The sequence below is a fragment of the Methylobacterium sp. CM6244 genome (assembly GCF_054817885.1).
Genome location: NZ_CM139247.1, coordinates 2,072,769 through 2,093,483 on the forward strand (window position 1 = coordinate 2,072,769; position 20,715 = coordinate 2,093,483).

General features: G+C 67.3%; 22 protein-coding genes. 14 read left to right on the forward strand and 8 right to left on the reverse strand.

The features are described 5' to 3' along the window. Nucleotides 1-47: 47 nt before the first annotated feature. Both adh and ACYQML_RS09610 read right to left on the reverse strand, forming a co-directional pair. Nucleotides 48-1,568, reverse strand: coding sequence for an aldehyde dehydrogenase (adh, locus tag ACYQML_RS09605; RefSeq protein ID WP_461235409.1), 1,521 nt, complete (start codon nucleotides 1,566-1,568; stop codon nucleotides 48-50). Between the two features lie 479 nt (nucleotides 1,569-2,047). Continuing rightward, nucleotides 2,048-3,487 (reverse strand): serine hydrolase, encoded by a 1,440-nt coding sequence (locus ACYQML_RS09610; RefSeq protein WP_461235410.1) that lies wholly within the window; start codon nucleotides 3,485-3,487, stop codon nucleotides 2,048-2,050. Between the two features lie 260 nt (nucleotides 3,488-3,747). Between ACYQML_RS09610 and ACYQML_RS09615 the strand changes: the two genes are divergently transcribed. The 7 genes from ACYQML_RS09615 to ACYQML_RS09645 all read left to right on the forward strand — a co-directional run bounded on the left by ACYQML_RS09615 (nucleotide 3,748) and on the right by ACYQML_RS09645 (nucleotide 7,628). Beyond that, nucleotides 3,748-4,341: a hypothetical protein gene (locus ACYQML_RS09615; RefSeq protein WP_461235411.1), complete on the forward strand. Its 594-nt coding sequence runs from the start codon at nucleotides 3,748-3,750 to the stop codon at nucleotides 4,339-4,341. Nucleotides 4,342-4,660: 319 nt separating this feature from the next. After that, the gene (locus ACYQML_RS09620) at nucleotides 4,661-5,827 is read left to right on the forward strand and encodes a multidrug effflux MFS transporter (protein WP_056432506.1); all 1,167 of its coding nucleotides are present in this window, start codon (nucleotides 4,661-4,663) and stop codon (nucleotides 5,825-5,827) included. A gap of 30 nt (nucleotides 5,828-5,857) precedes the next feature. Then, a complete protein-coding gene (locus ACYQML_RS09625; protein ID WP_461235412.1) occupies nucleotides 5,858-6,145 on the forward strand; it encodes a hypothetical protein in 288 nt (95 codons plus the stop codon). Next, the gene (locus tag ACYQML_RS09630; protein WP_461229375.1) at nucleotides 6,142-6,267 is read left to right on the forward strand and encodes a hypothetical protein; all 126 of its coding nucleotides are present in this window, start codon (nucleotides 6,142-6,144) and stop codon (nucleotides 6,265-6,267) included. Before ACYQML_RS09625 ends, ACYQML_RS09630 begins: the two co-directional genes overlap by 4 nt. A gap of 158 nt (nucleotides 6,268-6,425) precedes the next feature. Then, nucleotides 6,426-6,689 (forward strand): type II toxin-antitoxin system ParD family antitoxin, encoded by a 264-nt coding sequence (locus tag ACYQML_RS09635; RefSeq protein WP_056432312.1) that lies wholly within the window; start codon nucleotides 6,426-6,428, stop codon nucleotides 6,687-6,689. Continuing rightward, nucleotides 6,686-6,985: a type II toxin-antitoxin system RelE/ParE family toxin gene (locus tag ACYQML_RS09640; RefSeq protein WP_461235413.1), complete on the forward strand. Its 300-nt coding sequence runs from the start codon at nucleotides 6,686-6,688 to the stop codon at nucleotides 6,983-6,985. Before ACYQML_RS09635 ends, ACYQML_RS09640 begins: the two co-directional genes overlap by 4 nt. Before the next feature lie 118 nt (nucleotides 6,986-7,103). Further along, nucleotides 7,104-7,628, forward strand: a complete 525-nt coding sequence (locus ACYQML_RS09645; protein WP_461235414.1) for a DoxX family protein — start codon at nucleotides 7,104-7,106, stop codon at nucleotides 7,626-7,628. Here the strand turns inward: ACYQML_RS09645 and ACYQML_RS09650 are convergent. Continuing rightward, nucleotides 7,625-9,025, reverse strand: a complete 1,401-nt coding sequence (locus tag ACYQML_RS09650) for a DHA2 family efflux MFS transporter permease subunit (RefSeq protein ID WP_461235415.1) — start codon at nucleotides 9,023-9,025, stop codon at nucleotides 7,625-7,627. The two genes, ACYQML_RS09645 and ACYQML_RS09650, sit on opposite strands and share 4 nt — an antisense overlap. 299 nt (nucleotides 9,026-9,324) lie before the next feature. On the opposite strand from ACYQML_RS09650, the gene ACYQML_RS09655 reads away from it, so the two are divergent. The 4 genes from ACYQML_RS09655 to panE all read left to right on the forward strand — a co-directional run bounded on the left by ACYQML_RS09655 (nucleotide 9,325) and on the right by panE (nucleotide 13,514). Then, on the forward strand, nucleotides 9,325-10,209 hold the full coding sequence (locus ACYQML_RS09655) for a DUF3313 domain-containing protein (protein ID WP_207413198.1): 885 nt from the start codon (nucleotides 9,325-9,327) through the stop codon (nucleotides 10,207-10,209). Nucleotides 10,210-10,339: 130 nt separating this feature from the next. Continuing rightward, entirely contained in the window at nucleotides 10,340-11,833 is a 1,494-nt protein-coding gene (guaB, locus tag ACYQML_RS09660; protein ID WP_056432325.1) for an IMP dehydrogenase, read from the forward strand. Nucleotides 11,834-12,060: 227 nt separating this feature from the next. Next, nucleotides 12,061-12,492: an MAPEG family protein gene (locus ACYQML_RS09665; RefSeq protein ID WP_461235416.1), complete on the forward strand. Its 432-nt coding sequence runs from the start codon at nucleotides 12,061-12,063 to the stop codon at nucleotides 12,490-12,492. Between the two features lie 83 nt (nucleotides 12,493-12,575). Then, nucleotides 12,576-13,514, forward strand: a complete 939-nt coding sequence (gene panE, locus ACYQML_RS09670; protein ID WP_461235417.1) for a 2-dehydropantoate 2-reductase — start codon at nucleotides 12,576-12,578, stop codon at nucleotides 13,512-13,514. A gap of 24 nt (nucleotides 13,515-13,538) precedes the next feature. Here the strand turns inward: panE and ACYQML_RS09675 are convergent, their stop codons facing one another. Continuing rightward, nucleotides 13,539-13,709: a hypothetical protein gene (locus ACYQML_RS09675; RefSeq protein WP_461235418.1), complete on the reverse strand. Its 171-nt coding sequence runs from the start codon at nucleotides 13,707-13,709 to the stop codon at nucleotides 13,539-13,541. 198 nt (nucleotides 13,710-13,907) lie between these two features. Here ACYQML_RS09675 and ACYQML_RS09680 point away from each other — a divergent pair, with 198 nt between their 5' ends. Beyond that, nucleotides 13,908-15,209: an RsmB/NOP family class I SAM-dependent RNA methyltransferase gene (locus tag ACYQML_RS09680; RefSeq protein ID WP_461235702.1), complete on the forward strand. Its 1,302-nt coding sequence runs from the start codon at nucleotides 13,908-13,910 to the stop codon at nucleotides 15,207-15,209. A 154-nt stretch (nucleotides 15,210-15,363) separates the two neighbouring features. Here ACYQML_RS09680 and ACYQML_RS09685 read toward each other — a convergent pair whose 3' ends face one another. Next, complete coding sequence (locus ACYQML_RS09685) at nucleotides 15,364-15,591, reverse strand: hypothetical protein (RefSeq protein ID WP_461235419.1); 228 nt, start codon at nucleotides 15,589-15,591, stop codon at nucleotides 15,364-15,366. 179 nt (nucleotides 15,592-15,770) lie between these two features. Between ACYQML_RS09685 and guaA the strand changes: the two genes are divergently transcribed. Continuing rightward, nucleotides 15,771-17,327, forward strand: a complete 1,557-nt coding sequence (gene guaA / locus ACYQML_RS09690) for a glutamine-hydrolyzing GMP synthase (RefSeq protein WP_461235420.1) — start codon at nucleotides 15,771-15,773, stop codon at nucleotides 17,325-17,327. 99 nt (nucleotides 17,328-17,426) lie between these two features. Here guaA and ACYQML_RS09695 read toward each other — a convergent pair whose 3' ends face one another. Both ACYQML_RS09695 and ACYQML_RS09700 read right to left on the reverse strand, forming a co-directional pair. Next, the gene (locus ACYQML_RS09695) at nucleotides 17,427-17,858 is read right to left on the reverse strand and encodes a PIN domain-containing protein (protein ID WP_461235421.1); all 432 of its coding nucleotides are present in this window, start codon (nucleotides 17,856-17,858) and stop codon (nucleotides 17,427-17,429) included. Then, nucleotides 17,855-18,154 carry a hypothetical protein gene (locus ACYQML_RS09700; RefSeq protein ID WP_207413190.1) on the reverse strand — a complete coding sequence of 100 codons (300 nt, stop codon included), beginning with the start codon at nucleotides 18,152-18,154 and terminating at the stop codon, nucleotides 17,855-17,857. Before ACYQML_RS09700 ends, ACYQML_RS09695 begins: the two co-directional genes overlap by 4 nt. Nucleotides 18,155-18,330: 176 nt before the next feature. Here ACYQML_RS09700 and ACYQML_RS09705 point away from each other — a divergent pair, with 176 nt between their 5' ends. Further along, complete coding sequence (locus ACYQML_RS09705) at nucleotides 18,331-19,341, forward strand: OmpA family protein (RefSeq protein ID WP_311274116.1); 1,011 nt, start codon at nucleotides 18,331-18,333, stop codon at nucleotides 19,339-19,341. A gap of 116 nt (nucleotides 19,342-19,457) precedes the next feature. On the opposite strand, the gene ACYQML_RS09710 is transcribed toward ACYQML_RS09705, so the two are convergent. Continuing rightward, nucleotides 19,458-20,627 carry a hypothetical protein gene (locus ACYQML_RS09710; RefSeq protein ID WP_461235422.1) on the reverse strand — a complete coding sequence of 390 codons (1,170 nt, stop codon included), beginning with the start codon at nucleotides 20,625-20,627 and terminating at the stop codon, nucleotides 19,458-19,460. Between the last annotated feature and the right edge of the window lie 88 nt (nucleotides 20,628-20,715).

A 20,715-nucleotide genomic window follows, 5' to 3' on the forward strand; every position in this document is an offset into this window, starting at 1 on the left:
GCCCCGGCCGTTTCCGGCCGGGGCAAGGTGGTCTCGTACCTTGAGGCCTAGAAGAAGCCGAGCTTCTTGGCCGAGTAGCTGACCAGCATGTTCTTGGTCTGCTGGTAATGGTCGAGCATCATCTTGTGGTTCTCACGGCCGATGCCGGACTGCTTGTAGCCGCCGAAGGCCGCGTGGGCCGGATAGGCGTGGTAGCAGTTGGTCCAGACGCGGCCGGCCTGGATGGCGCGGCCGAAGCGGTAGGCGCGGGTTCCGTCGCGGGTCCAGACGCCGGCGCCGAGGCCGTAGAGCGTATCGTTGGCGATCGAGAGCGCGTCGGCATCGTCCTTGAAGGTCGTCACCGAAAGAACGGGGCCGAAGATTTCCTCCTGGAAGATGCGCATCTTGTTGTGGCCCTGGAACACGGTGGGCTTCACGTAGAAGCCTTCCGCCAGATCGCCTTCGAGGGTGTTGCGCTCGCCGCCGGTGAGGACCTTGGCGCCTTCCTGCTTGCCGATGTCGATGTAGCTCAGGATCTTCTCGAGCTGCTCGCCGGAGGCCTGGGCGCCGATCATCGTGGCCGCGTCGAGGGGCGAGCCCTGGACGATGGCCTCGACGCGCTTGATCGCCCGCTCCATGAAGCGGTCGTAGATCGACTCGTGCACCAGCGCGCGGCTCGGGCAGGTGCAGACCTCGCCCTGGTTGAGGGCGAACATGGTGAAGCCTTCGAGGGCCTTGTCGAAGAAGTCGTCATCCTCGTTGGCCACATCCGCGAAGAAGATGTTCGGCGACTTTCCGCCGAGCTCCAGCGTCACCGGGATGAGGTTCTGCGAGGCGTATTGCATGATGAGGCGGCCCGTCGTCGTCTCGCCGGTGAAGGCGATCTTGGCGATGCGGGGCGAGGAGGCGAGCGGCTTGCCGCATTCCAGGCCGAAGCCGTTGACGATGTTGAGGGTGCCGGGCGGCAGCAGGTCGGCGATGAGCTCGGCGACCACGAGGATCGAGGCCGGGGTCTGCTCGGCGGGCTTGAGCACCACGCAATTGCCGGCGGCGAGCGCGGGCGCCAGCTTCCACACCGCCATCAGGATGGGGAAATTCCACGGGATGATCTGGCCGACGACGCCGAGAGGCTCGTGGAAATGGTAAGCGACGGTGTCGTGGTCGATCTCGGAGATCGAGCCTTCCTGGGCACGGACGCAGCCGGCGAAGTAGCGGAAATGGTCGATGGCCAGCGGGATGTCGGCGTTGGTCGTCTCGCGGATCGGCTTGCCGTTGTCCCAGGTCTCGGCGAGGGCGATCAGGTCGAGATTCTCCTCCATCCGGTCGGCGATGCGGTTGAGGATGAGGGCGCGCTCGCCCGGCGAGGTGCGGCCCCAGGCCTCCTTGGCGGCATGGGCCGCATCGAGGGCCTTCTCCACGTCCTGCGCGTCCGAACGGGCGACTTCGCAGATGACGCGGCCGGTGACCGGTGAGGTGTTCTCGAAATACCGGCCGGCGACGGGGGCGACCCACTGGCCTCCGATGAAGTTCTCGTAACGGGCCGAGAACGGCGCCTTGGTACCTGACGACAGGAATTCTGGCTTGTTCATGTGCGTTTCCTCCGTGCTGTTCTTGTGTGCGCCAGCAGAAGCCGGGCGGATTGCCAAATCAAGATAGACTTTTGGCCTAACCGGCTGGAGCAGCGTCCTCGCCCGGTTCGGTACGTGGTCCTGATTCTATGGCAGGTGACCGACGCGCCCGGTCAGTCTAGCGCCGATCCGGCGGTCTGGCGATGCCGTGGGCGGGCGCGGAGACCTTCGAACTCGGGTCGATAGGGTTCGGCATGACAATGAGCGGGACGTGCCGTCATCCCGGGGCCGCGTAGCGGAGCCCGGGATCCAGATCCGCCACGAGTCTCGAGGACGGCTCGATCGTGCGACCGACCCAGCGACGATGCTGGCATCCGTAGCGGTTCTGGATTCCGGGCTCGCCTTCGGCGATCCGGAATGACGGTCAGGGTGTCGGAACCGGCGTGAAAGTCCCCACAAACCGGACGGTATCAACCCGAGTTTGGGGTCAGGGAAGACACTCACCGTCCCGACGGCAGCCGGGTGAAGCGGCGTGCGGTGATCCGCCGGGCGATGGCCCGATCGATCCTGGGGCCTGCCCGTTCGATGCCGTCGCGGTGGATCATCACGCCCGTGGCACGTCCGTCAGGTTCGATGTCGAAAGCCACGCGGATCGCGCCGTTCTCCGCCGCGAAGGCCCTGTCGCTCTCGGCGACGAGGGTGATGCGGGACTCGGCCGATCCCTGACTGACCGCCAGTGCCGTCAGGCGGTCGCCGTCGCGGGTGATGCCCAGGACCGAGCGCGGTCCGGTCCGGTAGAAGCCGACATAGCGGTCGAGAACGGTCGGTCCGACGCTGATTTCGGTCTGCGCCGGCTCGCCCAGATAGAGGGCCGCGAGCTGTCGCGAGAGAGCCTGGGCCGGCACGATCTCGGAATTGCCGAGCACCACGATGGTGAGGCCGAGATCGGGGTAGGAATCCTTGATCGCGCTGAACCCGCTGATGAACCCGCCATGCGACCACAGGCGCTGCCCGTAGGCCGTGCCGATATACAAACCGAGGCCGTAGCCGTGGCCGTAATCCGTCACCATGGCCCGGCGCGACGCCTCCGACAGCACACGGCCGGAGAACAACGCCCTGTCCCAGGCGACGAGGTCGTCGAGGGTCGAGGCCAGCATGCCGGCACCCGACGGGGCGTTGGCGGCCAGCGGCAGGGCGTGGCGCCATTCGCCCGAGACGCGGCGGTAGCCGGCGGCACGCCGGGGGAGGATGGCGCCGGGATCGGCGTCCCGCGTCGAGGCCAATCCGGCCGGCCCCAGGACAGCGTCGTTGAGATAGCGCGCGAAACTCTGCCCGGTGATCCGCTCGATCAGGCCGGCGAGGAGGATGTAGCCGGTATTGCTGTATTCGTGGCCGCTCCCGGGCGGGAACAGCAGGTCCTCGCGGTAGAGGAGGCCCACCGTCTCCATCGGCGAGCGCTCGATCCGCCCGAGTTGCGTCGCATAGCCCGGCAGGGCGGTGACGTTGGGCAGGCCGGAACTGTGGTTGAGCAGCATCCGGATCGTCATCGCAGCCCAGGCCGGCGGCAGTTCCGGCAGGTAGCGGATGGCGGGATCGTCGAGGGAGAGGGAACCGGCCTCGGCGAGTTTCAGGATCGCTGCCGCGGTGAACTGCTTCGTGATGGAGCCGATGCGGAACACCGTGTCCGGCGTGTTGGGAATCGCCCATTCGCGGTCGGCCATGCCGTAGGCGTGGCGGAACAGAGGGATGCCGTCCCGCGCCACGGTCACGGCACCCGAGAAGACGCCGCCCTCCGCATGGGATTCCATCAAAGCGGCGGCCTTGCGTGAGAACGCCTCCGTTTCGCCGTCGATGGCCGCGCCGGGAGCACGTTCCTGCCCGGTCGCCGCGCCGAGCAGCAGCAACAGGGTGCAAGCGCCGGCGAGGAAGCGTGAGAGCATAGGGCGCGGTGATCCGTCGGCTGCGATCCTGCCAAGGTTGCGCGGGAATGTGGCGTGGTTGCGCGGGAGCGCCACCCCCCGGTCGACATCACCGGCATTCCCGCGAAACCGTGATCGGCCTGGGCGCCGAGATCACTGTTTCGCCCCGAAGCTCGGCAACATGGCCCGCCTTCGTGCCGACGGACGAAGCCATCCGTCACGGTCGGACCCGCTCCGCCGATGACGGCCCTTCCCCAACCACGCAACAGGAAGAGACATCCATGAGCCGCACCACTCGCGCCCTGCTGGCAGCGTCCCTCGCCTTCGGTACCTCCGCCCTGGTCTCGCAGGTCAGCTTCGCCCAGGCGCCGCAGAAGGCGCCGGCACCCGCCAAAGCCACCCCAGCCCCCGCCGCTCCCGCTCAGGCCCCCGAGGCCGAAGAGCAGAAGGAGGTCGCCCTGACCCAGGCGCTGATCGACGGCCTCGTGGCCGCGCAGCCCGAACTGGCGAAACTCCCTGGCGGCAACGCGGACAAGCCCGATCCGAAGGTTCAGGCCCAGGCCGTGTCGATCGCGAAGAAGAACGGCTTTGCCAGCGTCGATGACCTGCAGGACGCGGCCGACAGCGTCGAGGCGGTGCTGGAAGGCATCGACCCCGAGACGAAGACCTATGTCGGCGTCGTGCCCCTGCTGAAGAAGCAGCTTACCGCCGTCGAAGCCGACAAGAAGATGAAGCCGAAGGACAAGGCCGCCGCGCTGAAGGACATCAACGAGGCGATCGCCGCCGGTGAGCCGAAGAAGCCGTCCGACGGCAACATCGCCCTCGTCACCCAGAACATCGACAAGCTCGGTCAGGTGGCGGGCGGCAGCCAGTAACGCCACTGGGCATGGCGGGCGACGATGCCGGGCAACCGGGATGCGATCGGGTGACCATCGTCGCCGCCGGTACGGAGCCTCGTCTCGAACGCGCATCCCAGCGAAGGGACGCGCAACCGATGGTCCGGCCGCGCACTTTTCACCATGACATCGCCGGCCTGGGAGCCGGCGATCGCAAAGAGGCCCAAGACGAGTGACTGTACCCTCGAGGCCGGTTCCGCCGGGCGATCAGCCGGGATCGGCACGGGCTCTTCCGCCCGTCGGACCGGTCTGGAACGGTCCGGGCTTCGGCGAATTCGTCGGCATCGTCGCCCTGATGATGGCGGTGACCGCCATCTCCATCGACAACCTGCTGCCGGCCTTTCCGGCGATCCAGGCGCGGTTCTCGGTCGCCGATCCGAATGCGCTGCAGCTTCTCGTCTATGTCTACATGATCGGGTTCGGCGTGGCCCAGATCGTCTACGGGCCGGTCTCGGATGCGCTGGGGCGCCGGCGGGTGCTGCTCGGTAGCCTTGCGGTCTACGGGGCGGGTACGGGCCTCGCCATGGTCGCGCCGTCCTTCGAATGGCTGCTGGCCGCCCGCGTCATCCAGGGGATCGGGGCGGCGGGTGGGCGCGTCCTCTCCACCGCCATCGTTCGCGACCGTTATTCGGGGCGCGAAATGGCCAGCGTCATGTCGCTGATCATGATGGTGTTTCTCATCGTGCCGATGATCGCGCCCGCCATCGGCGGGGCGATGCTGCTGCTCGGCTCCTGGCACTATGTCTTCGTGTCCATGCTGGCCCTGGCCGGCATCCTCACCCTCTGGTTCTCCTGGCGCATGCCGGAGACGCTGCACCCGGAATACCGGCGTCCGCTCTCGCTGCGCTCCATCGGTCAGGCGGTCTCCCTGACCTTCCGCACCCGCGTGGCGGTCGGCTACGCCACCGCCCTCGGGCTGCTGACCGGCTGTATCATGGGCTATGTCGGCTCGGCCCAGCAGGTCTTCGATACCGGGCTCTACCAGCTCGGCGCGCTGTTTCCGCTCGCCTTCGCCCTCGTGGCCGGGGCCATGGGGGCGGCGACCCTCGTCAATGCCCGCCTGGTGCGGCGGCTCGGGATGCGGCCGCTCTCGCATGTGGGCCTCACCCTGTTCGTGGCGGTGGCGCTGGCCCAGGTCGCAATCGGGCTCGCCTATGCCGGGCATCCGCCGCTGTGGCTGTTCCTGACGGTGCTCGCCTGCAACCAGTTCATGATCAGCTTCGCCATGCCGAACTTCAACGCGCTGGCCCTGCAGCCCCTCGGCGAGATCGCCGGCACGGCCTCGTCCTTCCTCGGTTTCTACACGACGATCCTCGGCGCTTTCTGCGGCTTCGTCATCGGCCAGGCCTTCGACGGCACCGTGCTTCCCCTCGGCATCGGCTATGCCGGACTCGGTGGCTCGGCGCTTCTCGTCGTCGCCTGGACTGAGCGCGGGCGGTTGTTCCGGGGTGGGGTGTCGGGGTGAGGAACGCACCGGTTCGACGGCGACCATAAGTTGAACTTCGAGTCTGCCACGCTTATCGTTGATGGAAAAGCGGGCGATCCGATGAAGCCATCTCTGATCGAGCAGACGAAGCTGCTCGCCAACGCGTTGGACCGGGCCTCGACGGCGTGCTTCACGGTCGGGATCGCCACGCCGGTCGCGGGCTTCCTGTACAATGTAGGAAATTTTCGAGCCCTGTCTGGGCCGTTCGAGATGATCGGCGGCGTCCTCGTTTGGATTCTCGGCGCCGGAGGCCTACATCTGGCTGCACGCCGTGTCCTGAAAGGGCTCGATCAATGAGCACCTCCTACGCGATCGCCTTCGTCTTCACGCCGTTACTCGCCGTCGGCCTCGGCTGGCTCGCAGTTCTGCTGCATGAGCGCTCGCTGGCGAAGGCGGAGCGTCGCTCCCCGGGCGAGTGAGCGCCGGCTCCAAGCTTTAACGCCGTCTTCAGCCGGTTTCGTCGGGGGGAGCGGCGCGTCGGCGAAATGTCCTTCGCCGCATAGGGGATACCTGATAGCGATGATCGGGCGATGACCGGTCCTAGACCATGACCTCCGGTAGACAGGGAGCGGCGGCGATGCCGACAAGTGCCGACCTCGGCCCCAGGATCGAGAGCTACGTTTCAACACTCGTGGAGAACGGGCGCTTCCAATCCCGTAGCGACGTGTTGCGCGAGGGCGTGCGCCTCTTGGAGGAGCGGGAGAATCGACTGGCGGCGCTCGACGCTGCCATCGAGCGCGGACTTGCCGATGCCGATGAAGGCCGGCTCAACCCGGCAAGCGAAGTCGCCGCGCGTCTGGCGACACGGTACGGCAACCGGTCGACCGTCGCCGAGGCATGATCGTCGTCTTCGCCGAAACCGCCGAAGCGGATCTGGAACGGATCGGCGATTACATTTCCAGCGACAATCCGGCTCGCGCCGCCGCTTTCGTCCAGGCGTTGATCGCCTGTTGCGAACGTCTGGCCGATGCGCCTCTCGGTTTCCCTCTTGTGCGGCGATACGAGCGCAGGGGCATCCGGGTCCGGACGTATGGAAACTATCTCATCTTCTATCGTGTCGGTGCTGCGACGACCGACATCGTCCACATCCTGCATGGCGCCCAGGATTACGGGCCGATCTTGTTCCCCTCTCCATAGCCATGTCCGATTCGCCTGTTTCCCCAGGTGAATGAGCCCGGTTGACACCCCTTAACGCCGTCTTCAGCCGGTCTCACGCATTCTCCCGATCTCGATGGGTCAGGGATGGAGTTCGCGCGTGTTCGGTCGGAGCCAGGACGGAATCCTCCTTGCGTCGCGCCTGTTGCTGGCGGCGGCGCTGCTGCCCACCGGCATCGCGCGTGCGCTCAACGTCTCGGGCTTCGCGCTGGCGCTGGCCGGGGCCGGGATGCCGTCTCCCAATGCCGTCGCTACAGCGGCCGTGGTGGTTCAGGTCTTCGGGCCGTTGGCGCTGATCCTCGGTGTCCTGCCCCGCATCACCGGTTTCGCCCTGGCGGGGTTCGCGGTGGCGATGGCGGTGCTGCTGCACGGGTTCTGGGCCTATTCCGGCGCGGCGGCGATGACCGAGCGCACCCTGTTCCTGGCCGATCTCGGCCTCGCCGGTGGCTTCCTCATCTACGCCCTCACCGGTCCGGGGGCTTGGAGCTGGCAGGGTTGGCGCCAATCCAGCCGCGAGGCGCCCGTGCGCCTGCCCGCCCGGCCGCAATCCGCCAATGCCAACGCGAAATCCGCGAAGGGGCCGAAGCGCAGCCCCGCCCGGCCGTCGAGCCGCGCGGCGGCCTAAACGCCCTTCGACGCGAGACGCTGACCCGACACCTCCGCGCCCGCATCCGGCTTCAGCCGCAGGAAGGCGAAGAGGGAAGCGGACGAGATCAGCGCGACGGTGAGGAAGGCGGGTGAGAAATCGCCGGCCTCGATGGCGGTGCGGCCATGCTGCGCGGCGGCCGTCTCCAGGGCCAGGGCTCCGATGGAGACGCCGAGGCTGAGGGACAATTGCTGCGCCACGCTTGCCAGGCTCGTCGCCGAACTCATCTCCCGCTTGTCGAGATCGGCATACGCGATGGCGTTGACGCAGGTGAATTGCAGCGACCTGACGCAGCCGCCGACCAGCAGGATGCCGATGATGAGCCAATGCGGCGTCTGCGCCGTGAACAGGCCGTTCACCGCGAGGAAGCAAGAGGCGACGACGGCGTTGAACAGCATCACCCGGCGGAAGCCGTAGGCTCGCAGGATGCGCGGCCCGATGATCTTGATGAGGAGCGCGCCTGCCGCCGCGGCGAAAGTGAGAAGGCCCGATTGCAGCGGATCGAGGCCGAAGCCGATCTGCAGCATCAGCGGCAGCAGGAACGGGATCGCCCCAGTGCCGATGCGGAACAGGCTGCCGCCCGTCACCGCCGCGCGGAAGGTCGGGTATCTCAGCAGATCGAGGCGGATCACCGGATGCTCGACCCGGCGGGAATGGGCGAGGTAGAGCGCGAGCAGGATCGCGCCGCCGCCGAGGCAGCCCCAGGACACGTAATCCGGCAGGAGATGGCGCCCGAGGGAGGCGAGGCCGAGCATCAGCGTGGCGAGGCCGGCTCCCGAGAGCAGGAAGCCGAGGACGTCGAGGGGTGGCCGGGACGGCTCGCGGATGTTCTCGAAATAGATCGTGGACAGGACGATTCCGGTCAAGCCGATCGGGATGTTGATGAAGAAGATCCAGCGCCAGTCGAGATAGGTGGTAATCAGCCCACCCAGCGGCGGCCCCATGATCGGGCCGATCAGGGCCGGGATCGTCAGGTAGGCGAGGGCGCTGACGAGTTCGCTCTTCGGCACCGCCCGGAGGATGACGAGACGGCCGACCGGCACCATCATCGCCCCGCCAATGCCCTGGAACGCGCGCGCGGCGACGAAGGCGCCGAGCGAATCGGACGCGGCGCAGGCCAGCGACCCCGCCATGAACACCACGAGGGCGGCGCGGAAGATCGTGCGCGCGCCATAACGGTCCGCCATCCAGCCGCTGATCGGGATGAAGATCGCGAGGCTGACGAGATACGCCGTGAGCGCGAGCTTGAGCGCGATCGGATCCTCGCCGAGGCTGCGGGCGATGGCCGGCAGGGCCGTGGCGATCACCGTGGAATCGGTGTTCTCCATGAACAGGGCCGTTGCGACGACGAGGGGGACGATTTGGGATGGGCGCATGGGGATCGCGTAGGTAGCGCGGCTAAGGCTGCCCGGTTCCGTCACGGCGTCGAGGGGGGCGCAACTCGGCTCTCGAACGAACATGCACACAAATGATGGTCTCTGTGGATGAGGCGTGCGGTGTCGCACGTGGTGGACGACCGTGACCCACGAGCCACAGGTGCGGGCTTCAAGTCGTCAGGCCGGCATGGCCGGCTTTCGGGGGCGTCGATACGGCCTTAAGCTCAGCAACAATTCGGCTGTCTCGTATCACGTCGGTCGAGCGAGCCACCGCCGCCATTTTGCGCGAAAGATATTGAATGCCCTCGCGGTTCGAAACCTGTCGACGCTCGCCCCTCATCGGTGGGGCTCTGGGCCTGCTGCTCATGGTCGCCGGTTGCGGCACCGTCATTCTCAATGAAAGCGGGTCGCTCACCCGCTACGACCGCCTCAATGGAAGCACCGAAGTGGCGACCGGGGCGAAACTCTACGCCGATCAGCCGACCCTCGCGGCGACGCGGACGGTCCGCATCATCCCGGCGGCATTTCCGGAATCGATCTCCGGGCCCGGTCTCAACAGCGTCGAGCGCCGCCTGATCGCCAACGCGGCCGACCGTGCGCTCTGTTACGAGTTGTCGCTGCGCTACGACGTGGTCTCCACCAAGAAGGCCGATCTCACGATCCGGTCCGCCGTCACCCGTGTGGAACTCACCAACGTCCCGGCCGCCGGCGCGACCATCGCCACCTCGGCGGGAATCACCGTCGCGTCCCAGCTCGGCGTCGGCTTCGCCACTGCTGTCGGCCGCGTGCCGATCCCGCGTATTCCCATCGGCCTCGGCAGCATCACCATCGAGGCCGAAGCCCTCGATAGCCGTCATCAGCAGCGGGCGGCGATGATCTGGGGCGGTGGCGCCAACGCCTTCACCAACCAGGCCCGCTTCTCGGCGGCCGGGGACGCCTACGATCTGGCGGGTGAATTCGGCCAGGATTTCGGCACGCTCCTCGTGACCGGACGCGACCCGTTCAAGGAGCCGCTGTCGATCCCGAGCTGGAATCGCATCCGCATCACCACCCTCGGCGAGGCTCCGCTCGATCCGGATTGCGAGCAGTTCGGCCGCGCGCCCGGTATCGACGGTATGGTCGGCGACTATATCGGCCTGCCGCCGGAATGGACCGACAAGGGCCCCCGCGACCCGATCAACTGAGTTTTCCATTGCGATGCCGCGATCCTGCCTTTGCGCAGGGTCCGGCCCCATGATACTGCGCCGTGCCAACGCATTCGGCGCCGACAGCTGTTTCCAGCCCGGCGCCTCTCACCGTTTCGGGAGTTGGCACATGGCTCGTATCACCGCGGATTCCATCATCGAGGGCCTGACCTTCGACGACGTGCTTCTCCGCCCCGCCGCATCCTCGGTGATGCCCACCGAGGTCAGCATCGCGTCGCGGCTGACCCGCTCGATCCACCTCAACATGCCGATCCTGGCCTCGGCCATGGACACCGTCACCGAGGCGCCCATGGCCATCGCCATGGCCCAGAACGGCGGCATGGGCGTGATCCACCGCAATCTCGAGCCGGCCGAGCAGGCCGAGCAGGTCCGCCTCGTCAAGAAGTACGAATCGGGCATGGTGCTCAACCCGATCACCATCCATCCCGACGAGACCCTGGCGGACGCGTTCTCGCTGATGAAGCAGAACCGCATCTCCGGCATTCCGGTGGTGGAGCGCGGCCCCAACGGCTCGCGCGGCAAGCTCGTCGGCATCCTCACCAACCGCGACGTGCGCTTCGCGACGAACCCCTCCGAGACCGTCGCCGAGCTGATGACCCGCGACCGGCTTATCACCGTGCGCGAGGGCGTGAACCAGGAGGAGGCCAAGCGCCTGCTTCACCAGTTCCGCATCGAGAAGCTTCTCGTGGTCGACGACCATTACCGCTGCATCGGCCTGATCACGGTGAAGGACATCGAGAAGCAGGTGGCCTATCCGGGCGCGGTGAAGGACGAGCAGGGCCGCCTCCGGGTCGCCGCCGCCACCACCACCGGCGATAACGGTTTCGAGCGGGCCGAGCGTCTCATCGATGCCGGCTGCGACGTGATCGTGGTCGACACCGCCCACGGGCATTCGATCAAGGTGCTCGACGCCGTGCGCCGGGTGAAGCAGCTCTCCAACACCGTGCAGATCGTGGCCGGCAACGTCGCCACCCGCGACGGCGCCCAGGCGCTCATCGATGCCGGTGCGGATGCGATCAAGGTCGGTATCGGCCCGGGTTCGATCTGCACCACCCGCATCGTGGCCGGCGTCGGCGTGCCCCAGCTCACCGCCCTGATGGAAGCGGTTGAGGCGGCCGACCGCGCCGATGTGCCGGTCATCGCCGATGGCGGCATCAAGTTCTCGGGCGATCTCGCCAAGGCCATCGCGGCCGGCGCCTCCGTGGCGATGCTGGGCTCGCTGCTCGCCGGAACCGACGAGGCGCCGGGGGAGGTGTTCCTGCACCAGGGCCGCTCCTACAAGAGCTACCGGGGCATGGGCTCGGTGGGCGCCATGGCTCGCGGCTCGGCCGACCGCTACTTCCAGGCCGAGGTCAGCGACACCCACAAGCTCGTCCCCGAGGGGATCGAAGGGCAGGTGCCCTACAAGGGACCGGTGGCGGCGGTGCTGCATCAGCTCGCCGGTGGCCTGCGTGCCGCCATGGGCTATGTCGGCGCGCCGACCATCCCCGAGTTCCAGGACAAGGCGCAGTTCGTCCGCATCACCAATGCGGGCCTGCGCGAGAGCCACGTCCACGACGTGACCATCACCCGCGAAAGCCCGAACTACCCCAGCCGCGCCTGACCGCGATACGCAGTCCGATCCGTCCCGTCACCCGGCTTTGGCCGGTGCCGGCGCGGATCGGACTGGCACTCGGCCTCGATGGCGTGCTGATCGGGTCAGACGCATGGCCGAGTGTCACGGGCCTCATCCACCGATCGTCCAACCCGTTCGAACCTCCCGCCATCGTCCTCCCCTGCGCCGGTCCGCTTGCCGCCCTCGGCCGGTGATGCGGACCAACAGGCTTCATCATGACCGTCCAGGCCATCCTCGCCCCCGTCTTCGCGCAGGTTCTGCTGATCATCGTGCTGATGTTTTGGCTCGGCCGCGTGCGCCTGGCGGAAGTCAGGGCCGGGTCGGTAAAGTCCGGCGAGGTCTCGATGGGCCAGCGCAACTGGCCGCCCCGCGCGCAGCAGGCAGCCAATGCGTTCTCGAACCAGTTCGAACTGCCGGTGCTGTTCTTCGCCCTGGTGCCGCTGGCCCTCTACACGAAGAAGGCCGATCTTCTCTTCGTGGTCCTGGCCTGGATCTTCGTCGCGTCCCGCGCCATTCATGCGGGGGTCTACGTCACCTCGAACCACGTTCCCTACCGTTTCCAGGCCTATACGCTTGGGGCGCTGGTGCTTTTGGTGATGTGGATCGTCTTCGCGGTGCGCGTCTTCCTCGCTCCGATCGGGGTCTGAGGTTCGGAATTTCCGTTCACGCCTGGAAAGTCGCCACCCTCGTCCGGTAAAGAGGGAGACTTATCGAGGTTGAGGATCGTTCCATGCGCGTGCTCGTCGTCGGCGCCGGTGCAACCGGCGGATATTTCGGAGCGCGCCTCGTCGAGGCGGGCAAGGACGTCACTTTCCTCGTGCGGCCGGCTCGGGCCGAGGCTCTGGCTGCGTCGGGGCTCCGGGTGAAAAGCCCGGTGGGCGACGTCCACATCGCCGAACCGGCGACGCTCACGGCCGCCGATCTCGCGGCGGGGAAGGGCGGTGGCTTCGATCTCGTCCTCCTCAGCTGCAAGGCCTACGACCTCGACGCCGCCATCGCCGACGTGGCACCGGCCGTCGGTCCCACGACGCTTGTGCTGCCCGTCCTCAACGGCTTGCGCCATCTCGACATCCTCGACGCCGCTTTCGGGCCGGAGCGGGTTCTCGGCGGCTCCTGCGCCATCGCGGCGACGGTGACGGCGGATGGCGAGATCCGCATGATGAGCCCGCTCCATAGCCTCACCTATGGCGAGCGGGCCGGCGGCCGTTCCGAGCGGGTGGAGCGGATTGAAGCCTTGATGCAGGGCGTCGCGTTCCAGGCCCGTCTGAGCGAGGCGATGGTTCTCGAAATGTGGGAGAAGTGGACGTTCCTGGCGACGCTCGCCGGGGCGACCTGCCTGATGCGGGCGCCGGTCGGCGACATCGTCGCCGCGCCGGGCGGTCTCGCCTTCATCGAGGCGCTGATGGAGGAATGCCGTGGGATCGCCGAGGATGCCGGATATGCGCCACGGGACAAGGTGATGCGGAACACGCAGGCGACGCTGACCGCGCAGGGGTCGGCCTTCACCGCCTCGATGCTGCGTGACATCGAAAACCAGGCGCGGATCGAGGCCGATCACATCATCGGCGATCTCATCTCCCGCGGGCGAGAGGGCGCGTACCCGATGCTCGACCGGGTCTACACGCATCTGAAGGCCTACGAAAACCGCCGCGCCCGTGAGGCGTCCTGAGCGGCGGCCCCGAAAGTCGGTCGCTCAGTAGCGCGGGGCCGGCGGGGGCGGGGGTGGGTTGCCGTATTCCAGCTGAGTTTTAGCATCGTAGGGGCGCTGGGGCGGAGGCGTCAGATCGACGGCGGGAGCGGTGGAGCAGGCGGCGACGCTCATGAGGACGATGCCCGCGAGGGTCAGGGGAATGATGGGCGACATGACGATTGCGAAGCTCCGTACGTTGACGCAGTGGGCTCTGGCGCAGCAAGGCCACGAGACAGATCCGCCACCCTGCCTGTCTGAGGGCTGATCTCGCCGGAAGCTCGGCTGTAATGTGTCCAACCCCGGCTCAAAGCGTGACCGTATCGCGGCGACGATCGACCGCGGTCACCCTTCCCTAACCTTGAGGATTTCGTCCTGACCCCTCCCGCCCGTCTCTCCGCCGCTATAGAAGTGCTCGCCGACATTGCCGGGCGACGCCGTCCGGCCGCGGATGCCCTCAAGGATTGGGGCCTCGCCCATCGCTTCGCCGGTTCCGGCGACCGCGCGGCCATCGCGAGCCTTGTCTACGACGCCCTGCGCCGCCGGGCTTCATCCGCCTGGATCATGGGGGACGAGGCCCCGCGCGCCATCCTCATCGGCATGCTGCGGCTGCAGCACGGACTCGCGGCGCCCACCATCGCCGAGCTGTTCTCCGGCGAGCGCTTCGCGCCCGATCCCCTGACCGATGCCGAGCGCACGGCCATCGCCGAGGGCTCGCTCGCCGATGCACCGCCCCACGTGGCCGGCGACGTCCCGGACTGGATCCTGCCTTCACTCAGCCACCTGTTCGGCGATGTCCTCCTTGATGAGTTGCGCGCGCTGGCCCGCCGCGCGCCCCTCGACATCCGGATCAACACCCTCAAGCGCGATCGCGAGACCGCACTGGCCGGGCTCGCGCATCTGTCACCGGCGGTGACGCCGCATGCCCCGAATGGCCTGCGCATTCCCATCGGTGAGGATGGTCGCGGTCCCGCCCTGCATGTGGAGCCGGAATTCCTCGACGGCTGGTACGAGATCCAGGACGAGGGCTCCCAGATCGCCGGCGGCCTGAGCGGCGCGCGAGCCGGCGAGACCGTGGTCGATCTCTGCGCGGGCGGCGGCGGCAAGACCCTCGCCCTCGCGGCGATGATGCGGAACGAGGGACGGCTCATCGCCACCGACGACGATCCACGCCGGCTCGCGCCGATTCATGACCGGCTGCGCCGGTCGGGTGCCGAGGCCGAGATCCGCACTCCGCGCGCCGGGCGCGCGCGGGCCGATGTGCTCGGCGACCTCGACGGTACCGTGGACCGGGTGGTGGTCGACGCGCCCTGCACCGGTTCGGGGACATGGAGGCGCAACCCCGACGCCAAGTGGCGGCTGCGCCCCGGCTCCCTCAGTGCGCGTGTCACGGACCAAGCCGAGGTGCTCGACCGGGCGTCGCGCCTGGTGCGGCCGGGCGGGCGGATCACCTACATCACCTGCTCCCTGCTGCGGGAGGAGAACGACGCCGCCATCGATGGCATCCTCGCACGGGCGAATGGCGGGCTGACGATCCTGCCGGCCGAGCGGGTGGCTGCCGAGCATGCGCCGGGCCTCGCCGGGGTGGTGCGATTCACCGAGCACGGCCTGCAGATGAGTCCGGCCCTCACGGGCACGGACGGCTTCTACGTCGCCACCCTGGAACGGCGCGGCTGATGCGCCTCGACCGCTGGCCTTCCTCGCCGGGCGGCCGACGACACCGTCGCCATCGTGGCTTCCTCCGGGCGTGAAAGCCGCTGGAATGGCTCTGAGAGCGAGCCATTTTAGCGGCGCCTTCGCGCCACCGAGCCGATGGCGCGAAGGTCGGTGCTCAGAAGCAGCGGCGCGTACGCACCATCGTCACCCGGCCATACGGACCCCGACGCTTCGTCACGACCGTCCGGCAACGGGGGCCCCTGACGACGGTGCGCGTGACGACCCGCGCCTGCTCGATCGCGGTGGCGGGGGCGGAAAGGGTCATGCCGGCGAGCGGCAGAGCCGATGCCGAGCCGATGCCGGCGAGGGTGATGGCTGCCAATCCGAAGAGGGTTGCTCTCATTGCGTAAGCTCCTGTCTGTTGGAAGGGCGGGATGAATCGCGCAGATTGTGTGAATCCTTTGTTGATTATCCCGCCTTCTGTCCGTCGCTAGGCAGGGCCACGCCCGATGCATGTGGGCGACGTGTGCCCTGCGGACGCTGCGCGTTGCACCATGGCGGGGCCTCGTCTAACTCCGATCCATGAATACCAACCACGATAAGATCCTCATCGTCGATTTCGGCAGCCAGGTGACCCAGCTCATCGCACGGCGCGTGCGTGAGGAGGGGGTCTATTGCGAGATCGTCCCCTTCACCAAGGCGGCTGAGGCCTTCGCCGAATCGAAGCCGAAGGGTGTGATCCTCTCCGGCGGCCCCGAATCGGTGACGACCGAGGCCTCGCCCCGCACGCCCCAGGTGGTGTTCGATTCGGGCGTGCCGGTCTTCGGCATTTGCTACGGCCAGCAGACCATGGCGGCCCAGCTCGGCGGCGAGGTCGAGGGCGGGCACCATGCCGAGTTCGGCCGCGCCGAGATCGAGATCATTTCGGACTGTCCCCTGTTCAAGGGCGTCTGGCATGTGGGCGAGCATTATCCGGTCTGGATGAGCCACGGCGACCGGGTGACCAAGCTCCCCGACGGTTTCACCACCGTCGCCCTGTCGAAGAACGCGCCCTTCGCGGCGGTGGCCGACGAGTCGCGCAACTACTACGCGGTCCAGTTCCACCCGGAGGTGGCCCATACCCCGCACGGCGCCCTGCTGATCCGCAACTTCGTGCGCGACATCGCCGGCTGCACCGGTGACTGGACCATGGGCGCCTACCGCGAGGAGGCCATCGCCAAGATCCGCGAGCAGGTCGGCAAGGAGCGGGTGATCTGCGGCCTGTCGGGCGGCGTCGATTCCTCAGTGGCGGCGGTGCTGATCCACGAGGCGATCGGCGACCAGCTCACCTGCGTCTTCGTCGATCACGGCCTGCTCCGCATGGGCGAGGCCGATGAGGTCGTGCGGCTGTTCCGCGACCATTACAACATCCCCCTGGTCCATGTTCAGGCGCAGGAGCTGTTCCTCGGCGAGCTCGAAGGCGTCAGCGACCCGGAGATCAAGCGCAAGACCATCGGCCGCCTGTTCATCGACGTGTTCGACGAGGAGGCGAAGAAGATCGGCGGCGCCGCCTTCCTGGCCCAGGGGACGCTCTACCCGGACGTGATCGAGAGCGTGTCCTTCACCGGCGGCCCCTCGGTGACGATCAAGAGCCACCACAATGTCGGCGGCCTGCCCGAGCGCATGAACATGCAACTCGTGGAGCCCCTGCGCGAACTGTTCAAGGACGAGGTCCGGGTGCTCGGCAAGGAGCTCGGCCTGCCCGAGGCTTTCGTCGGCCGCCACCCGTTCCCCGGCCCCGGCCTCGCCATCCGCTGCCCCGGCACCATCACGGCCGAGAAGCTGGAGGCTTTGCGGAAAGCCGATGCGATCTATCTCGACGAGATCCGCAAGGCCGGCCTCTACGACACGATCTGGCAGGCCTTCGCGGTGATCCTGCCGGTGAAGACCGTGGGCGTGATGGGCGACGGCCGCACCTACGACCATGTCTGTGCTCTCCGCGCCGTCACCTCGGTCGACGGCATGACGGCGGATTTCTACCCCTTCGACATGGCCTTCCTCGGCCGCGTCGCCACCCGCATCATCAACGAGGTGAAGGGCATCAACCGGGTGACCTACGACATCACCTCGAAGCCGCCCGGCACGATCGAGTGGGAGTGATTTCGGGCGTCGCTGACATTGCGCCGAATCACCCCACGACACGCTGATAGAGTGGGATAGAATTCGCCGTTCCGAGCCGTTCGGGACCCCGGCGCTGCATCAGATCGATCCGCGCATAGGATTGAGGATTTCGACTCCGGCGAAATCCTTTTCGTTGTCGGTGACGACCACGCAGTCATTCGCACCGGCGATTGCGGCGATGATCATGTCGAGCCCGCTGCGCGGGTTGCCGGCCGTTTTCCCCGCCGCCATCAGCTGTGCCCAGATCAGGCCTGCTCTGTCGTCGAACGAGAGGACACGGCCCATAAACAGCGCTTGGGGTCCTTCCGGTCCGGAGAACCATCTCTCGAGCGCCTCGCGCTTTTTCCCCCGTGGCTTCTCCAAAATCCCGCGGCGGATTTCAGCGACGGTCAATGACGCAATGAACAGGTCCTCATCGCGCTGAGTCGACATCCACACCAGAAGTGAGTCCGACGGCTGCGGCTTGACGACGTTGCTGATGATGTTGGTGTCCAAGAGATAGCGCGTCACAAGTCGACCTTGCGTCCCTCTTCACGGGGGCGGGAAAGATCGAGTTCCGCAGTCACCAGCGGCGAACGCCGCAACGCAGCGAGGATGCCGCCCGGTTTGGGCGGAGCGCCAGCGATCGACTGGCTGACGGTCGCACGAAGCTCCGAGGCTTCGGGCGTGTCTTCGGACAGGCGTCTGGCGAGCGACCGGATGAGGTCGCGATCGGTATCTCGGCCGAGCACTTCGAAACGCGCGAGGCCACGCTCGCCAAGGCGAGAGCGATAATTCCGGATTGCGCGATTCTGCGAACTTCCCATGATCGGCTCCAGATGTATCCAGTAATATAGCCAGTGCGGCCGAGGGCAGCAAGGTTGCGTGGTCGGCAGAGGGGGCGGTCGGGGTCCATCGGACATCCGTCCGACTCGACACCGTGCGCCGGGGTGGCATCTCTTGCCGCCCCGTGAAGGCCCGCTTTCCCGTGAGTCCGTCTAAGATGGCCCGGTCTGTCGGCGCCGTCATCGTGCCGGAGTGGATGATGAGAGCATTGAAGCTGGTCTGGATTCTGTTGGCGTTCACCTATGCCGCGAGCGAGAGCAGGGCCGAGCCGGTCGCGGGTCCATCGTCTCCCGGGGGCGGGACCATACCGGGCGCCGTGGCGCTCGACGACATTCCCGTCTCGACCGTGCCCCTCGGCGGCTTTCCTTATTTCGCGCTGCCCGCGGGCTACCAGCCGGTGAACCCGCCAGAGTCCCGCGAATTCGGGCATTTTCCGTTCTGGACGGGCACCGCGCTCCACGACGTCGACGGCAAGGTTTTCCTGTCCCTCATCGGTGCCAAGGACGGTAAGACCTACTCGTCCTATGAGTTGAAGAAGAACATCGAGGCCGTGCTGACCCAGGCCGGCGGACGAAAGCTCACCGACAGCCAGATGCCCACCTCAGTGACCGATACCCTGCCGGAGGAGGTCAAGATGGGCATGTATGAAGGCCTCGGCAACGTCTACTCCGAACGGACGCAGACATGGGTGATCCGCCGTCCGGACCGGCAGATCTGGGTGCATTTCGTGCCCGGCAGCAACAACGCGAGCTGGACCATCCTCGAGACGAAGCCGTTCGCCCAGACCGCCTCCCTGCTGCCCGCCGAGCAGCTGAAGCAGGACATAGACAAGACCGGGCGGGCGGTGATCCATGTCAACTTCGCCACCGACAAGAGCGAGATCCTACCGGATTCCGTGGCTCAGATCGAAGCGGTGACGAGGCTGCTGAAGACGAATCCCGGTCTCAAGCTGGCGATCAACGGCTACACCGACGAGACCGGGTCCGCCGGGCACAACCAGTCGCTCTCCAATGGCCGCGCCAGGGCGGTCATGGCCAGGCTCATCGCGTCGGGCGTCGCGAAGGAGAGGCTGAGAGCCAAGGGCTTCGGGGCCGCCAGCCCGGTCGCCTCCAATGGCAGCGAGGAGGGCAGGGCAAAGAACCGGCGCGTGGAACTGGTGAAGTTCTGACACGGAGACGTGCGATGCCGCCGGGCCGGCAGGTTCGTCTCCAACGGCACGGTCTCGGTAACGAAGTCCGCCCCATGCCGGATAGGGGCCGGCCGTGATGACGATCCGCTTCCGCCTTACGGCCAGACCTTGAGCGCCAATGGTCTGCGGACGAGGTCGCGGTCCGAGGTCACCTGGCAGCCCTCCCGGCGCAGCGTCACGTAGGTGAGGAGGGCGGTGTCGCCCACATCGTCGAAGTTGCGGCCGGTCGCCTCTGGATCGAGAATCGACGGATAGGCGATGAGGTCGCCCTTGGCCGTGCAGGGATCGTCGTAGAGCGTGGCGCCGGCGAGGAGCAGGCGCGGCTGATCCCAGGTGAGGAGGTCGCGTGACGTCGTCCAGTAGAAACCGGATTGCGGAACCTTGGCGCCGGACGCGGCCATGAAGACGGCGATCCAGGCCCCCGTGCCGCGGTGGCGCACCACCGCGCCCACGGGCAGGCCGAACGGCTCCAACGGCTTGCACGGTTCGGTGAGCAGGGTCGGCTTGGTGTAGGGATCGGGGAAGGCGGCGGTGAAGCCGAGCCCGGTCCAGGCCCGCCAGCGCGTCGGATCGGACGACGTGTCGGTGCGGAACAGGCAGGCCCCGGCGGATTGCTCGCTGCCGCTGGAAGACCAGCCGGTGGTGGCGATGAGCACGTAGCGCCAGCGCCCGTCCGCCACGATGTTCGATGGATTGAAGAAGCCCCGCTGCCGGCCCTGGCCGACCTCCTGACGGAACGGCGCCCCCGCCACAATGACGGGCGGCTTGGCGCGGGTGAAGCTGCGCCCGCCATCGCCGGAAGAAGCGGCGACGATCGTGTTGTACCAGCACTCGATATAAACCTTCGAGCGGCAGCGGCCCTCGTGCTCGTTGGCCTGGTACTCGTGGTGGAGGAGGGCCGAGACGGCCTTGCCGTCCTCCGTCCATGTGGCCGTGATCCAGGAGCGGTCGTCATAGGCCGCCGGATCGGCCTTCTCGCCGGATTCGAGCACCACGGCGCAGTCGAGCTTCAACTGGTCGAGGCTCGGTCCGCGCAGGGCCCTGTTGCGGTAATGCATGCCGAACAGGGCGACGCCGCCCGCTGAGTCGCGGAAGGCTCGGGCGGAGGCGTCCGGCACGTCCGCCCCGTCGCAGGCATCGCGACCGGCCTTGAATATCGTCGTCGGCGCTCCGACCAGGGTGAGGGCGGAAAGCGGCGGTTCGGACCGCGCCGCGACCTCTTGAGGAAGCAGGACGAGCAGGAGGAGCGCGAGAAGCCGCGTCATCGGATGAGCCTGGACATCCGCGCCGGTTTGGGTTTTGAACCGTTACAGTCTGCTTCACCCGGCCTGGCGCGGCTCCCGCGATCCACAG

What these genes read in the sequence shown, in the direction of transcription:
- adh (WP_461235409.1), bottom strand. Translation starts at nt 1,568, where the DNA reads ATGAACAAGCCAGAATTCCTGTCGTCAGGTACCAAGGCGCCGTTCTCG.
- ACYQML_RS09610 (WP_461235410.1), bottom strand. Translation starts at nt 3,487, where the DNA reads ATGCTCTCACGCTTCCTCGCCGGCGCTTGCACCCTGTTGCTGCTGCTC.
- ACYQML_RS09615 (WP_461235411.1), top strand. Translation starts at nt 3,748, where the DNA reads ATGAGCCGCACCACTCGCGCCCTGCTGGCAGCGTCCCTCGCCTTCGGT.
- ACYQML_RS09620 (WP_056432506.1), top strand. Translation starts at nt 4,661, where the DNA reads ATGGCGGTGACCGCCATCTCCATCGACAACCTGCTGCCGGCCTTTCCG.
- ACYQML_RS09630 (WP_461229375.1), top strand. Translation starts at nt 6,142, where the DNA reads ATGAGCACCTCCTACGCGATCGCCTTCGTCTTCACGCCGTTACTCGCC.
- ACYQML_RS09635 (WP_056432312.1), top strand. Translation starts at nt 6,426, where the DNA reads ATGCCGACAAGTGCCGACCTCGGCCCCAGGATCGAGAGCTACGTTTCA.
- ACYQML_RS09640 (WP_461235413.1), top strand. Translation starts at nt 6,686, where the DNA reads ATGATCGTCGTCTTCGCCGAAACCGCCGAAGCGGATCTGGAACGGATC.
- ACYQML_RS09650 (WP_461235415.1), bottom strand. Translation starts at nt 9,025, where the DNA reads ATGCGCCCATCCCAAATCGTCCCCCTCGTCGTCGCAACGGCCCTGTTC.
- ACYQML_RS09655 (WP_207413198.1), top strand. Translation starts at nt 9,325, where the DNA reads ATGCCCTCGCGGTTCGAAACCTGTCGACGCTCGCCCCTCATCGGTGGG.
- guaB (WP_056432325.1), top strand. Translation starts at nt 10,340, where the DNA reads ATGGCTCGTATCACCGCGGATTCCATCATCGAGGGCCTGACCTTCGAC.
- ACYQML_RS09665 (WP_461235416.1), top strand. Translation starts at nt 12,061, where the DNA reads ATGACCGTCCAGGCCATCCTCGCCCCCGTCTTCGCGCAGGTTCTGCTG.
- panE (WP_461235417.1), top strand. Translation starts at nt 12,576, where the DNA reads ATGCGCGTGCTCGTCGTCGGCGCCGGTGCAACCGGCGGATATTTCGGA.
- ACYQML_RS09675 (WP_461235418.1), bottom strand. Translation starts at nt 13,709, where the DNA reads ATGTCGCCCATCATTCCCCTGACCCTCGCGGGCATCGTCCTCATGAGC.
- ACYQML_RS09685 (WP_461235419.1), bottom strand. Translation starts at nt 15,591, where the DNA reads ATGAGAGCAACCCTCTTCGGATTGGCAGCCATCACCCTCGCCGGCATC.
- guaA (WP_461235420.1), top strand. Translation starts at nt 15,771, where the DNA reads ATGAATACCAACCACGATAAGATCCTCATCGTCGATTTCGGCAGCCAG.
- ACYQML_RS09700 (WP_207413190.1), bottom strand. Translation starts at nt 18,154, where the DNA reads ATGGGAAGTTCGCAGAATCGCGCAATCCGGAATTATCGCTCTCGCCTT.
- ACYQML_RS09705 (WP_311274116.1), top strand. Translation starts at nt 18,331, where the DNA reads ATGGCCCGGTCTGTCGGCGCCGTCATCGTGCCGGAGTGGATGATGAGA.
- ACYQML_RS09710 (WP_461235422.1), bottom strand. Translation starts at nt 20,627, where the DNA reads ATGACGCGGCTTCTCGCGCTCCTCCTGCTCGTCCTGCTTCCTCAAGAG.